The sequence below is a fragment of the Streptomyces griseoruber genome (assembly GCF_001514205.1).
Classification (GTDB): domain Bacteria; phylum Actinomycetota; class Actinomycetes; order Streptomycetales; family Streptomycetaceae; genus Streptomyces; species Streptomyces griseoruber.
This window is the reverse complement of sequence record NZ_KQ948796.1, coordinates 1-12,663: the sequence shown is the minus strand read 5'-3', so window position 1 is coordinate 12,663 and position 12,663 is coordinate 1. Positions and strand designations below refer to the sequence as shown.

Sequence of the window (12,663 nt, the reverse complement as noted above, 5' to 3'; positions counted from 1 at the left end):
GCCCAGGATCGCGATCTTCGGGCCGGCTTCCGTACTCATCATGCTCTTTCACTCCCGTGGACCTTGAGCGAGGTAGGTGACTGCTGCGGTACGAGACTTCAGCAAACCGCGCGTTGTTAGAACAGCGTCATCCATCCAACGAACAGGAAAGGTAGAGTGAACCGGGCCGCACATGAGGGAGGAGAGACCCATGCCCCGCGCGCACGAGCCAGGACGCTCAGTCAGCTCCCGACTGTGGGACCTGCTGTTCTCCTTCGACCCCGAGCACACCCAACTGAGCCTCGCCGACCTGGTCCGACGTACCGGCATGCCGCAGGCCACCGCCAGGCGCCTCACGCTCGACCTTCTGGAGGCCGGCGCGCTGGAGCGCACCAGCGACAATCGGTTCGCGATCGGCCTGCCGCTGTGGCGCCTCGGGACCCTCGCACCGCGCGCCGAGACGCTCCGCAGCGCCGCGCAGCCGTTCGTGGAGGACCTGTACACGGCGCTTCGCCAGCACGTGCAGCTGGCCGTCCTCCAGGACCACCAGGCCGTGATCATCGAGCGGCTCTCGGCGGTCAACGCCGTCGGTCTGACGTCGCAGGTCGGCGGCCTTCTGCCCTTGCACTGCTCAGGTGTCGGCAAGGTGCTGCTGAGCCACAGCAGTCCGGCCTTCATCGATGAGGTGCTGGCGGGAAGGCTGCAACGCTTCACTCCCCAGACGATCGTGGACCCGGCCGAACTCCGTCGCGAACTGGCGTCCTGCCGCTCGACCGGAACGGTGGTCGTCAAGGAGGAGCTGAGCGAAGGGGCCGAGTCGGTCGCGACGCGCATCGTCGACGGCAGCGGCAAAGTCGTCGCGGCCCTGTCCGTCGTGGTGGCCGCCGGCTCGATCAAACTGCAGGCGGCCGTTCCCTCCCTGGTCGCGAGCGGACTGGGACTGTCCAGGAGTCTCGGCTGGAGACCGGGCATTCCCATTCGCACCGCGTAACCCTTCGCGGGGGCGAGGAAACCGGCACGTCATACCGACGGTTGCCGCCGGGAGAGCTGCATGTGGCCGAGGCGCCATCCCTCGTCGGTCGAGAACCACACCCGGGTGGCCACGGCCTGCACCAGGAACGGCGGCAGGTCGGGCACGCGCCGGATGCGCATCTTCTGGAAGCACGTCACGATGGCCCGTCCCCCTCGCTCACGACACGTCACCTCGCTGGTCTCGGCCTCGACGGTGGGTCCCATGGACGCGTTGTAGACGAGGAAGCGCTCGCGGTCGTGGACGTTCCCGACCGGGCCGTGGACGATCACACAGTCGCGGAGCATGAGGTGACGCTGTTCCTCGTCGCCCTTGGTGATCGCGACGAGCCACGCCGCCTCCGCCTGGGCGACCGTGGCCGGCATGCGGTCGTCGGTCGTGCTGGTCGGCTCCGAGTATGCGGTGGTCATTGTTCGACTCCTGTCCGAGTGCGTCTGTCGATCGTTGTGTCTCGTACGCCGTGGCCCGCCGCGACTGCTGCTCCTGAGGAGGAGGTGCAGTCGCGGCGGGCGGGCGGTTGGCCTGGCCGGCCTGCTACCCGTGTCCCGGCCCAGGCGCGTTCGTCATGCGGTCAGTCGACGAGGGTGTGCGGGTCGTCATCGAGATGAGCCTGGTCCACGCCGCCGCGCACGCCGACGAGAATGAGCGCCGCCGCCACGAAGGCCGCCACGCCGGCGAGCACGTACGCGATGGAGTAACTGCTGCTGAGGGCGTCGAAAGCGACGTCCTTGAGCGGGTTGAAGGGCACCACCCGACCATCCGGCAGTGTGATGCTGGCCGGCACCGAGTTGGCGCCGAGCGGGCCCGATTGCACGGCGTGCACCGCTGCCTCGAGCTGTGGTCTCTGTTCCGCGGGAGCATGGGCCGCGGATGCCTGGAAGGCCTCGTAGGCCTTGCTCAGTCCGGGATCGCCGGCCAGCTTGCGGGCGATCTCGTCGGCGGCCCGGCCCAGTGCGACAGCACCGGCGATCGCGGGGCCGAGGGCGAACCCGAGGTCCCGGAACGTGCTCGTGACACCGCTCGCCATACCGGCGAGGTGGTTGGGCAACGTGTTGACCGCGACCGCGGTGATGGAGGCGAAGGCGAGTGCCGAGCCGACACCGGCGAGGATCAGCGGCCCGACGATGGCGCCGATGGACCGACTGGTCGTCGGGACGACGGCGAACCACAGCCCGCTGGCACCGATGAGGGTCAGGGCCGTGCACAGAACCCACCGGGGGTTGTAGCGCTCGAGCAGCTTGGAGGTGAGGGGCAGCAGTACGAAGCCGATGCCGCCGAAGAAGAGGTAGGCGACGGAGCTCTGCAGGGGGCTGAATCCCTGGATGATGGTGAGGCGGATACTGGTGCTGTACATGATCACGAGGAACGCGAACATACCGATCAGGGTGACCACCGAGTTCATGGCGAACGCCCGATTCCGGAACACGCTCAGGAGAAGCAGCGGCGCGGCAGCACGGCTCTCGGCGAAGACGAACAGCCCGAGGAAGACAGCCGCGGCGATGAACGCGATGGCGATCTGAGGGCTCCCCCAGCCGCTCTCGGAGCCCTGGATCACGGCGTACATCAGAGCGAACAGTCCGAGCGCGGCGGTGATCTGCCCGGGCCGGTCGACGGAGCGGCCCTCGGGCGAGGCGGAGTTCTGGGCGAGGGCCAGCGACAGGACCACGCTCGCCGCGGCGATGACAAGGACGCCGACGAAGGCCCAGCGCCAGTTCGCGTTACCGGCCCAGCCGAGGTCGATCTTGGCGGCGAGACCTGCCAGCAGCGGGCCGAGGAAGCCACCGACCGAGAGCGCGGTGGCCCAGATCGCCACGCCACGCGCGCGGGTGGCGGTGGTGTGCGTACCGGCCGCCACCATGGCCAGGCTCGTCGGGAAGATGGCCGCGGCCCCGATACCACCGAGGACTTGGGCGAGGATCAGCAACGTCACCCGGGTGTCGGACGAGTATCCCGTTCCCGGCACCAGGATCGCGAGAGCCGATCCCACGGCAATGAGCGCGGCGCCCCCGACGAGCAGGCGCTTACGGCCGAAGAGGTCGCCGAACACGCCGAAGCCCAGTCCCAGCGCGGCGACGGGAAGCATGAAGGCCTCGGTGATCCAGGTCAGTTGGGCCGAGGACGGCGCGAGATCCTGCTGGATCAGCCCGTTGATGAGCGAGGGGACGGAAAGGGCTATCTGGGCGAGGCACACGGCGAGAACCACCGCGGCCAGGGTGCCCGGGGCCAGGGTGTATCTGCCGCCCTCGCCCTCCGCCGCCTCGGGTGAATCGATCTGAACCATGGACGACTCCTTGGCGCAAAGCGCTGCTGTCGGAACCGGCGTCCGCTGCCGGCCCTGCTTTGTGGGTGCTTTTGTCGCGGCCTCCCGGCAACACCGCTGCCGTACCGCCCCTGAGCCTCGCGGAGTGCCTCCGCGCCGCCCTTCCACCGGACCTGATTCAGGACGCTCGGCGCGGTGGCCGACCCGTCGAGCAGCGTCAAGGTAGGAATGACCCCCGTCACGCTCAACAGTCATGTTCATTAGACGAACAAGCCGCCGCTGATCGGCGGTCTCGCAGCGCACCATCCCTGGAGGACGGCCCTGCCGCGGCCGCCCGGAAGCACCGGAAGCACCGGAAGCACCGGAAGCACCGGAAGCACCGGAAGCACCGGAAGCACCGGAAGGAACAGTGACGCATGGCGGGGAGGCTGACGGGCAGGACCGCCGTCGTGACCGGAGGCAGTACGGGCATCGGGCAGGAGATCGCCCGAAGGCTCGCGGCGGAGGGAGCGGACATCGCGGTCGCGGACATCGATCCGGCCGACGAGACGCGGGACCTCGTCGCGGAAACCGGTCGGCGATTCTTCAGCGACAGGGTCGACGTCTCGGACGAGGACGCGATCCACGGGTTCGCCGCCCGGGTCCGACGTGAGCTCGGCGCCGCCGACATCCTGGTGAACAACGCGGCCGTCGTTGTGCTGGCCGATATCGACCACGTGACCCTCGACGAATGGCGGCGCACCTTCGCCGTCAACGTGGACGGCCCCTTCCTGGCCTCCAGGGCGTTCCTGCCCGACCTGAAGGAGTCCGGGTCGGGACGGATCATCAACATCACGTCCGCGAGCTACCGGACTCCGCCGCCTCCGTTCGTCTCCTATGTCTCCGCCAAGGGCGCGCTGAACGGATTCACCTCGGCCCTGGCCGCCAACCTCGCCGCTCACCACATCACCGTCAACGGCGTCGCGGCGAGCCTGGTCCGGACGGCCACGGCCGCGGAGAAGACGAGCGAGTCCTTCTTCGAGCAGACCGTGCGGACGCAGAACATCAAGCGTGTGCAGATGCCGGCCGACGTCTCGGGCGTCGTGGCGTTTCTCGCCTCCGACGACGCCGCGTTCATCACGGGGCAGATCGTCGTCGCGGACGGCGGAAGCACGCGCCGCTGAGGGGGCTCTTCGGAGTGGGCGCCCTCTCTCAGCGGCCTCCTGTTCAGATCCCGCGACGAGATGGCTTAATTAGTATTTTGACATAGGTTTCTTGTCATAGGTAACTTGGAGTCGTGACCGGAATCAGTGAGGCTCGTCCGAGCCAGGGCGTCGACCAGGTGGCCGCAGGCCTCGTGGCGTGCCTGCCCGCGCTGAACCGGTACGTCAAACAGAGCATCGACCGGCGACTGCCCTACCCCAAGCTCCCCGAGCGGCAGTTGGCCCTGCTCCAGTACGTCGCCGAGCACGACGGTGCGACCGTCCACAAGGCCGCCGACGCGCTGCGGATGATGCCGAACAACGTCAGCGCCCTGGTCACCCACCTCACCGACGCGGGCCTGCTGGAACGGCACCAGGACGACACCGACAAGCGCGTCGCGCACCTGCGTGTCACCGCGGTGGCGCGTCAACGCATCCGCCAGGCCCAGGACGTCGCGGCGCGACAGCTCGTGGCCGCGCTGCGGACTCTCACGGACGGCGACCGCGACGCCCTCGGCTCGGCGCTCGGCGCCCTCGAGGCGCTCACCCGGCACCTGCGCGACCACTCCGCCGCCTGACCGTTCGGTCCGGCTCCCGTACGCCTACCGCCCTTACCGCTACTGCGGCAGGGCTGGGTGTGCTGCCCCCTGCACAGCCCCCACGCAGCTCACCCCCCACATGTCCACGCGCCCCAGCCGCGCGCCGCACGTCCCGAGGACAGCTCACACATGTCTGTCACCGCTGTTTCCACAGCGTCCACTCCCGTATCCGACCCCCACCGCCGCGGTCCGCGCGCCAACCCCTGGCTGACCCTGCTCGCGGTCGGGCTCGGCCTGTTCATGGTCGGCCTCGACGGCTCCGTCGTCTCGATCGCCAACGCCGAGATCGCCCGCGACCTGAACGCCACCACCGCCGAACTGCAGTGGGTCACCAACTCCTACCTGCTCGCCCTCGCCGCCGCCCTCATCCTCGGCGGCAAGCTCGGCGACCGCTTCGGGCGCCGCACGGTCTACCTCGTCGGCGTCGTCGGATTCACCGTCGCGTCCGTCGCGATCGGCCTCGCCGGCTCGGTCGAGGGCGTCATCGCCTTCCGCGCCGCGCAGGGCCTCTTCGGCGCGCTGCTCATGCCCAACACCCTGGCGTTGCTGCGCGCGGTGTTCCCGCCGAAGAAGTTCGGCATGGCGGTCGGCATCTGGGCGATGATCTCGTCCGTCGCCACCGCGCTCGGCCCGATCGTCGGCGGACTGCTCGTCCAGCATGTCAACTGGGAGTCGGTCTTCTACATCAACGCCCCCATCGGCGTGATCGCCCTGGTCTTCGGACTCGTGGTGCTGCCGCAGTCCAGGAACGAGGCGGCGGCGAGCGAGAAGTTCGACGTGCCCGGCGTCGTCCTGCTCGCGCTCGGCCTGATCGCCGTCGTCTTCGGCGTCGTCAAGGGCGAGACGTGGGGCTGGACTTCGGCCGGCACGCTCGGCGCGATCGTCGGCGGTGTCGTCGTCCTGGTCCTCTTCGGCTGGTACGAGACCCGCGTCGCGCACCCTCTCCTGCCCATGCGGCTGTTCCGCAACCCGGCCCTGACCATCGGTGTGTTCGTCACCGCGCTGAACTTCTTCGTCCTGCTCGGCGCGATCTTCTTCGTGATGCTGTACCTCCAGAACGTGCACGGATTCACGCCCGTCGAGTCCGGTGTGCGCACCCTGCCGCTCAGCCTCGCCTCCATGGTGGCCTCGCCGCTCGGCGCGAAACTCACCGAGAAGTTCGGCCCCCGCCTGACGATGCCGCTCGGGATGGTGCTCCAGGCCGGCGCCGCGTTCACGATGCTCGCGTGGAGCGCCGACTCCTCGTACGCCGCCATGTGGCCGCCGTTCGTCGCGCTCGGTCTCGGCGTCGGCATCGTGATGGCCGCGTCCTCCGACGCGATCGTCGGCAACGCCCCCGTCAAGGACGGCGGCATCGCCGGCGGCCTCCAGGCCACCTCGCTCCAGGTCGGCGGCGCGCTCGGCACCTCGGTGCTCGTCTCCCTCATCAGCAGCCGCGTCGGCTCCACGCTCACCGACTCACTGACCGACGCCGGCGTGCCCCACTCGGCGGCCGCCCGCTTCGAGGAGGCGAAGGACGCGGTCGCGATGGGCGTCGCCCCGGTCTCCGACGCGATGCCCGCACAGCTCAGGGCGGCCGTGGTGGAGGGCAGCCACACCGCCTTCATGAACGGCGTCCACACCGCCGTCCTGGTCACCGGCATCCTCGCCCTCGTGGGCGGCGCCCTCGCGGCGTTCGGCCTCCGAGGCCGGGAGGACGGGCCCCACGGGCACACCGAGAACACCGAGAACACCGAGCACGACGCGTAGGTGCCGAGAGCCCGGCCGCCGTCCCAGCCGCGGCCGGCGTCCGGTCCTCCACCGGCATCCCGGTCAGCGGTCACGTCATCGGCGCCGAGCCGGCACCCGTGCGCAGGCGGTCATCACCCTGATCTCGCCGGACGGTTCGTACGCGGTGGGCGCGCCGGGCACAGGACGCCACGTGCTCATCGCCTCCGCCGAGGGCTACCAGCCACAGGCTTCCACGGTGGTCGTCGGCGCCATGGTGGTCGCGGCCGACATGCGCGGCGACGTGCTCGCCGCCGGGCCGACCGACACGGACGGCACCTTCAGCATCACCGAGCTCGTGCCCGGCCGGCTGACCCTCGCGGTGACCGCGGCCGGCTACCGGCCAATCGCCTTGCCCGTCGAGATCGCCGCGCAGGGCGTCACCAGGACCGCACTCGAACTGTCCCCCGGCCTGCACGTGCGGGGCATGGTCCAAGCCGCGGACCGGCCGTTGTACGACGCGCGGGTCACGCTCATCGACACGGCCGGCCATGTGGTGGCCACCGCGCCCACCGGCGAGGACGGCGGCTACGCCTTCACCGGCCTGGACGGCGGCGAGTACACGGTCACGGCGGCCGGCCACCCGCCGAAGGCCACCCGGTGAATCCCGGACCAGTAGCGGCGGCCTGCCGCCACCGGTCCGGGATTCACCACGAGAGCCCGCCCTGCGCGGCTTCGTCACCGGCCGCGGTCAGGCCCTCGACGCCGTCGGCGCCGGGCTCGGTCTCCGCTACAGCTCCGGTGCCGTCGAGGGCCACACCAACAAGATCAGGATGATCGCGCGGCAGATGGCCGGTCGCGCCGACTTCGACCTGCTCCGCAAGCGGATCCTCCTCGCGGCGTGAGGCCGTTCATGATCGCGGTTGGGGTGACCCTCCGTGGCTCCGGCACTGAAAGTGATCCAGAACCCTGTTCAGCCGCCACCGACACCTGACTCAGCCAAGCGGGCTGGCGTCGCTTCCGGCGGATGGGTCGCCTGGTCCAGCGGCCGCCATCGCCTGGTGGCCACCCGGCTGTTCTCTCTCCCACAGAGGGTGGTTGCGCTTGGCCCATGAGCGGGGAACGACGCCGGTGCGCAGGCCGGCGCGTGCCTCGGGATCCCGGGACGCCATCCAGATATGGCCGCCGACCAGGGCACCGACGAGCAGGGCCAGCCAGTCATGGACGAATGTCGCCCCCGTACGCAGGAAGAGCGGGGTGAGACGCGGGAACCACATGATGAGACCGGTGCCGATCATCACCAACGCGGCTCCGGAGATCACGGCCGCGTACAGCTTCTGGCCCGCGTTGAACTTCCCCGACGGATGACGGCGCCGACGCAGCGTCGCTCGCACCCAGCCGCGGTCGTGCGGACCGAATCGGTTCAGGCGGACGAGGTCGGATCGGAAGGCTCGTGAGGCCAGCCCGGCCAGCAAGGGGACGGGCATGGTGATGCCCGCCCACTCGTGCACGGTGACCAGCAGGCTTCGTCGGCCTATGAGTTCGGCCAGTGCGGGCAGGTAGAGGAAGGCGGCGGTGACGAGGGCGGTGCCCATCAGCGCGGCCGTGGCGCGGTGGATCCAGCGTTCGGCGGTGGTGAAGCGCCGTATCAGCTCGGACGGTTCACCCGGTCGAGTCATCGACGCGTCCGTTCGACTTGCCGACCCAGGCGTCGATGTCGTAGCCACGCGGCTCCCAGTATCCGGGTATGACGCGGTCGGTGACCGTGATCCCGGAGAGCCACTTCGCCGACTTGTAGAAGTACATCGGCGCCGCATACAGACGCACGGGACCGCCGTGCGGGGTGGTGACCGGCTTGTCCTGCATCTCGTAGGCGACGAGCATGTCGGGGCGCCGCGCCTGCTCCAGGGTGAGGCTTTCGGTGTACACCCCGTCGAAGCACGTGAAGTGCACTGCCTTGGCCTCCGCTTTCACCCCGGCCGTCTCCAGCAGGTGCGACAGCTGCACCCCGGCGAAAGGCGTCTGCGGCACCCGCCAGCCGGTGACGCACTGAACGTCCCTGACCAGGCGGGTGCGCGGCATGCCTTTCAACTGCTCCAGCGTGTACGTCGCCGGGCGGTCGACAAGGCCGTTCACAGTGAGCCGGTAGTCGGCGGGAGAGCGATGCGGGATACTTTCGGCAACGGAGTAGAAGCGGAAACCGCCGCCACCCGGCAGCAGCCCGGTCAGCCCGGTGGGGTCCTTGCTGCTCACGGTGGCCAGCAGGCCGTCCGTCACGTTCTGCAGGCGCGCGCCGACGGGCACCGCGACGGCGCCCAGTCCGAGGATGCCAAGGATGACCCGCCGTCCGACTGGCCTGCCCTCGCCGTCCGCGTTCTCGGTCAACCCCTGTCCCCCGCCCGCAGCTTCCTGACTCCGCCGACGAGCAGGATCGCGCCAACGACGGCCACGAACAGCCCGATCACCAGCCACTGGGCTTGCCCCGACATGCCGCTGCCGCCGACCGCGCCAGAGCCCTGCAAGGCCCACACCACGCCGGAGAAGAGCAACAGGGCCCCGCCGATCAACCGTATCCAGATCTTCATTCCGTGCTCCTAGGAGGGTGTTGCGGGGGCCGCAGCCGTTGCGGGGGCCGCAGCCTTTTCGATGTGCACTCGGCGGTGATACAGGAAGGCGGAGATCAGGAAGCTCGGGGTGGGCTCCCGCGGCCGACCGTACAGCCGGGGAGTCGTGTGCCGTGTGCCTGCTGGGGCGGGTACGCCGCCCTTGGCGTCGTCGGCAATGAGCCGACCTGCGGCTTTCGACCGCATCGACCACGCCCCCAAGCATGCCGCGCGCAAACTCGCCGCATCGATCCCCGCGGACAAGCTGCCGACGCCTCAGCCTCAGGTGAGGCACTGCGTGTCATGCTCGACCAGCACCGTGCCAACGCCTCGCCGGGTCACCCCTGCCGTAACCAGGTTGGCCGTGTAACCACCCGCGCCGCAGATCACGGTCGTCATGCCTGTCTCCGTGTGCATCGTGCGGACGTTGATCATCCGCTCCGAGCTCACGTTATGCCGAGAGAGGGAGGCGCCCAATAAGTCCAACGCTCAACTTCATGCGCCAAACTCTCACCGGTGGCCCTAGTCTGCCCTCATGGATGTGCTCAGCGACGTGATCGCGGCCATGCGCATCGGCCGCCCGCACTCTGCCCGCGTCGAGCACCACGGCCCATTCGCCAGACGCCTGCCCACCACCATCCCCGGAGCCGGCTTCCACGTCGTACTTCAGGGGAAGTGCTGGCTGGTCCCGCCACACAGCGCACCGATCCCGCTCGACGCAGGCGACGTAGTATTCCTGCGCCACGGCTCCGAGGTCGGGATTGCCGACCACCCCTCCACCCCCATGGCCGACGCACCCCTCCCCGCACCGGCCGGCTTCCCGATCAGGCGCAACGAACAACCCGCTGCGATCGCGGGAAATGCGCCGGCCGGCGTAGCCGTCACCGTCATGCTGTGCGGCACCTACCTACTGGACGAGTCCCGGCCCCACCCCTTGCTTCAGGAGCTTCCACAGGTCATCCACCTTCCCGCCCGCCAGGGACACCGCCCAGAGCTACGCTCCGCCATCGAGCTGCTCAACAGCGAGGTGACAGAACCCCGCGAAGGCGCCGACGCCATCGTGCGCGCACTGCTGGACATGCTCCTGCTCTACATTCTGCGCACCTGGCACGACAAACAGACAAGCCACCACAAGACCACAGGCTGGGCCGCCGCGCTGCGCGACCCCGCCACGGCTTCCGCGCTTCAGGCCATCCACACTGATCCGGCCCGGCAGTGGACCGTCGAGGAACTGGCCGCTCACGCCGGACTGTCACGGGCCGCCCTTGCCCGGCGATTCACCGCTCTGCTCGGCCAGCCGCCGTCGAGCTACCTGACCTGGTGGCGCATGACGATCGCCGCCAGACTTCTGCGCGAATCCGAAGCCCCCCTCGCCAGCGTGGCCAACAAAGTCGGCTACACCTCGGAGTTCGCCTTTGCCCATGCATTCAAGAGGGCGCACGGCGCGGCTCCGGGCCGGTACCGGCGACAGCCGTGAGCGCAGACAAGATCGGCCGCCAGTAGGCGACTTCGGGTCCATTCCGGAGAGTCGGGGGAACTCACGTGCTCGAGGCGACCTCGTGGTGGAGCCGTGCAGGCGAGTGGGCGTGCTGGAAGTAATGCCGAAGTGGACGGTTGGCTCATGGAGCATGGGGATGGTCCCGTCGGTCGGCCGAAGGCCGTCTTGGTCCTGCGTGGGGCGCAGGCACTGCGCTGGCCGGCCGTTGAGGTGGGAGTGACCCACGGACCAGGACAGCACACGAAATCCCCAACTCACTCACCAGGCTCGGAACCGAGTGAGGTGTACTGCCCAGACCTTGGATCCCGCCGGGCCGGCGCGCGGTACTGCTTCGTCAGCCGGACGCCTGCTCCGTCACCGCCGCCGCGGCGATGCCGGGCTCGGGCGCGGTCATCCCCGCTCCCACACGGGCGGCGGTCTCGCGCAGCCAGATGTGGGCCGCGTCATGGGTGTGCACGGGGTGCCACCACAGCGCCTCCTGCAGAGGCACCGCCTCGTAGGGCGGCTCCATGACACGTACGGCGGCCACCCCGCTCAGCCGCTCGGCCAGGCGCCGCTGCACCAGGGCGATCCGGCGGGTGCCGGCGACCATGAAGGGCAGCGCCTGGAAGGTGTCGACGGAGACCTCGACGCGGGGGTCGATGCCGAGCATGCTCAGCTGCCGGACGGCCGGAGCGTCGTAGGTGCGCTGGTAGGTGACCCAGGGCAGGCGCGCGAGATCCTCCATGGTCAGCCGGTCGCCGACCTCGTCGTTGGTGTCGGCGACGAGGAAGGCCCAATGGTCGGTGAACAACTCGACGGTGGGGAAACCGCTGATGACGCCGTGTGGCATGAACAGGCCGTCCGCAGTGCTCAGCATGGCCGCGGTGTTCTCCGTGACATCGGGCGGTGTGCGCTGGAAGCGCAGCCGCACGCCTGGTGCCTGGGCGTGCACGACGCGGGCGAGTTCGGCACCGAACACGGCGGTGGCGTAGTCGGAGCTGAGCAGGGTGAACTCGTGCTCCTCGCTCCCCGGCACGAAGTCGGCCTTGCTGGTGAAAACCCGTTCCAGGAGGTCGCATGCGGTGGCCGTGCGGTCAAGCAGGGCGCGGCCGAGGGCCGTCAGCTCGTAGTGTCCGCCGCTGCGGAAGAGCAGCTCGTCGTCGAAGTGACGGCGCAGACGGGCCAGGGCCGCGCTCATCGCGGGCTGGCTGAGCCCGACGCGCTGCCCGGCGCGGGTGACATTGCGTTCCTCCAGCAGGGCTCGCAACGACAGGACGAGATTGAGATCGAGGCTGGACAGGGACACTACGCCTCCAGACCGAGGCCGCCAGAGGCAGCTCTATTCACGTGACAGATGATCTGTATAACAAAGATTGATTTCCCTGATCGGGCGAGAGGGCGACAGATTGGTCCCACCGTAATTTGGAGGACACGCCCGTGAAACCCGAAGCCCCTTCCGCGCTCTTCGTCGGCCCTTTCGCCCTCGGTACCCTCTCAGGTGCTGACCAGGTGTTCTTCCCCGGTCTGGTGACCCCCGAGGGGCGCGTGCTGGATCTTCGTACGGCCCTGGACGAGCCCGCCCTGACGACTCGGGGCGTCTTCGAGCGCTGGGACACGGAACTGTCCCGTCTGCATGAGCTGGCGGCGACCGCGGACGCCGGGTGGCGGTCGCTGGAGGGCCTGCGGGTGCACGCCCCCGTCGAACCTCGCCAGGTCTTCCAGTCCGGCGCCAACTACCGCCAGCACGTGATCGACCTGGAGGTCGCCCACCGCTCCCCCGACGACCCGCGCACGGTGGAGGAGGCCCGCGCCGAGATCGCCGCG

Annotated in this window: 12 protein-coding genes and 1 pseudogene; 7 read left to right on the top strand and 6 right to left on the bottom strand. The window is 69.4% G+C overall.

Features of this window, described 5'->3' with window-relative positions; all coding sequences use genetic code 11:
* Positions 1 to 190 precede the first annotated feature (190 nt).
* Positions 191 to 970: an IclR family transcriptional regulator gene (locus AQJ64_RS43730; protein ID WP_055638388.1), complete on the top strand. Its 780-nt coding sequence runs from the start codon at positions 191 to 193 to the stop codon at positions 968 to 970.
* Between the two features lie 29 nt (positions 971 to 999).
* Here the strand turns inward: AQJ64_RS43730 and AQJ64_RS43725 are convergent, their stop codons facing one another.
* Both AQJ64_RS43725 and AQJ64_RS43720 read right to left on the bottom strand, forming a co-directional pair.
* On the bottom strand, positions 1,000 to 1,419 hold the full coding sequence (locus tag AQJ64_RS43725; protein WP_055638389.1) for a nuclear transport factor 2 family protein: 420 nt from the start codon (positions 1,417 to 1,419) through the stop codon (positions 1,000 to 1,002).
* Positions 1,420 to 1,580: 161 nt separating this feature from the next.
* Entirely contained in the window at positions 1,581 to 3,290 is a 1,710-nt protein-coding gene (locus AQJ64_RS43720; protein ID WP_063788873.1) for an MFS transporter, read from the bottom strand.
* A 395-nt stretch (positions 3,291 to 3,685) separates the two neighbouring features.
* Between AQJ64_RS43720 and AQJ64_RS43715 the strand changes: the two genes are divergently transcribed.
* The 4 genes from AQJ64_RS43715 to AQJ64_RS43700 all read left to right on the top strand — a co-directional run bounded on the left by AQJ64_RS43715 (position 3,686) and on the right by AQJ64_RS43700 (position 7,420).
* On the top strand, positions 3,686 to 4,432 hold the full coding sequence (locus tag AQJ64_RS43715) for an SDR family NAD(P)-dependent oxidoreductase (RefSeq protein ID WP_055638390.1): 747 nt from the start codon (positions 3,686 to 3,688) through the stop codon (positions 4,430 to 4,432).
* A 122-nt stretch (positions 4,433 to 4,554) separates the two neighbouring features.
* Entirely contained in the window at positions 4,555 to 5,028 is a 474-nt protein-coding gene (locus tag AQJ64_RS43710; protein WP_055638399.1) for a MarR family winged helix-turn-helix transcriptional regulator, read from the top strand.
* 150 nt (positions 5,029 to 5,178) lie between these two features.
* On the top strand, positions 5,179 to 6,798 hold the full coding sequence (locus AQJ64_RS43705) for an MFS transporter (protein ID WP_055638391.1): 1,620 nt from the start codon (positions 5,179 to 5,181) through the stop codon (positions 6,796 to 6,798).
* Between the two features lie 172 nt (positions 6,799 to 6,970).
* A complete protein-coding gene (locus AQJ64_RS43700) occupies positions 6,971 to 7,420 on the top strand; it encodes an MSCRAMM family protein (protein WP_055638392.1) in 450 nt (149 codons plus the stop codon).
* Positions 7,421 to 7,751: 331 nt separating this feature from the next.
* Here AQJ64_RS43700 and AQJ64_RS43695 read toward each other — a convergent pair whose 3' ends face one another.
* From AQJ64_RS43695 to AQJ64_RS50375, 3 genes are read right to left on the bottom strand one after another with little or no spacing between them, the layout of a single operon-like run.
* Positions 7,752 to 8,435: a cytochrome b/b6 domain-containing protein gene (locus AQJ64_RS43695; RefSeq protein ID WP_079062315.1), complete on the bottom strand. Its 684-nt coding sequence runs from the start codon at positions 8,433 to 8,435 to the stop codon at positions 7,752 to 7,754.
* Complete coding sequence (locus tag AQJ64_RS50380; RefSeq protein WP_055638393.1) at positions 8,419 to 9,141, bottom strand: molybdopterin-dependent oxidoreductase; 723 nt, start codon at positions 9,139 to 9,141, stop codon at positions 8,419 to 8,421. The genes AQJ64_RS43695 and AQJ64_RS50380 overlap by 17 nt, the downstream gene beginning before the upstream one ends.
* The gene (locus AQJ64_RS50375) at positions 9,138 to 9,341 is read right to left on the bottom strand and encodes a hypothetical protein (RefSeq protein ID WP_055638394.1); all 204 of its coding nucleotides are present in this window, start codon (positions 9,339 to 9,341) and stop codon (positions 9,138 to 9,140) included. The genes AQJ64_RS50380 and AQJ64_RS50375 overlap by 4 nt, the downstream gene beginning before the upstream one ends.
* A 553-nt stretch (positions 9,342 to 9,894) precedes the next feature.
* Between AQJ64_RS50375 and AQJ64_RS43675 the strand changes: the two genes are divergently transcribed.
* Positions 9,895 to 10,836 carry an AraC family transcriptional regulator gene (locus AQJ64_RS43675; protein ID WP_055638396.1) on the top strand — a complete coding sequence of 314 codons (942 nt, stop codon included), beginning with the start codon at positions 9,895 to 9,897 and terminating at the stop codon, positions 10,834 to 10,836.
* A 355-nt stretch (positions 10,837 to 11,191) separates the two neighbouring features.
* On the opposite strand, the gene AQJ64_RS43670 is transcribed toward AQJ64_RS43675, so the two are convergent.
* On the bottom strand, positions 11,192 to 12,145 hold the full coding sequence (locus tag AQJ64_RS43670) for a LysR family transcriptional regulator (protein WP_055638397.1): 954 nt from the start codon (positions 12,143 to 12,145) through the stop codon (positions 11,192 to 11,194).
* A 131-nt stretch (positions 12,146 to 12,276) separates the two neighbouring features.
* On the opposite strand from AQJ64_RS43670, the pseudogene AQJ64_RS43665 reads away from it, so the two are divergent.
* Positions 12,277 to 12,663, top strand: a pseudogene (locus AQJ64_RS43665) (fumarylacetoacetate hydrolase family protein); the annotation flags it as partial.

Excerpts from the sequence above, each read along its gene's own strand:
- AQJ64_RS43695 (WP_079062315.1), bottom strand. The coding sequence starts at position 8,435 with ATGACTCGACCGGGTGAACCGTCCGAGCTGATACGGCGCTTCACCACC.
- AQJ64_RS43725 (WP_055638389.1), bottom strand. The coding sequence starts at position 1,419 with ATGACCACCGCATACTCGGAGCCGACCAGCACGACCGACGACCGCATG.
- AQJ64_RS43720 (WP_063788873.1), bottom strand. The coding sequence starts at position 3,290 with ATGGTTCAGATCGATTCACCCGAGGCGGCGGAGGGCGAGGGCGGCAGA.
- AQJ64_RS43705 (WP_055638391.1), top strand. The coding sequence starts at position 5,179 with ATGTCTGTCACCGCTGTTTCCACAGCGTCCACTCCCGTATCCGACCCC.
- AQJ64_RS43675 (WP_055638396.1), top strand. The coding sequence starts at position 9,895 with ATGGATGTGCTCAGCGACGTGATCGCGGCCATGCGCATCGGCCGCCCG.
- AQJ64_RS50375 (WP_055638394.1), bottom strand. The coding sequence starts at position 9,341 with ATGAAGATCTGGATACGGTTGATCGGCGGGGCCCTGTTGCTCTTCTCC.
- AQJ64_RS43730 (WP_055638388.1), top strand. The coding sequence starts at position 191 with ATGCCCCGCGCGCACGAGCCAGGACGCTCAGTCAGCTCCCGACTGTGG.
- AQJ64_RS43715 (WP_055638390.1), top strand. The coding sequence starts at position 3,686 with ATGGCGGGGAGGCTGACGGGCAGGACCGCCGTCGTGACCGGAGGCAGT.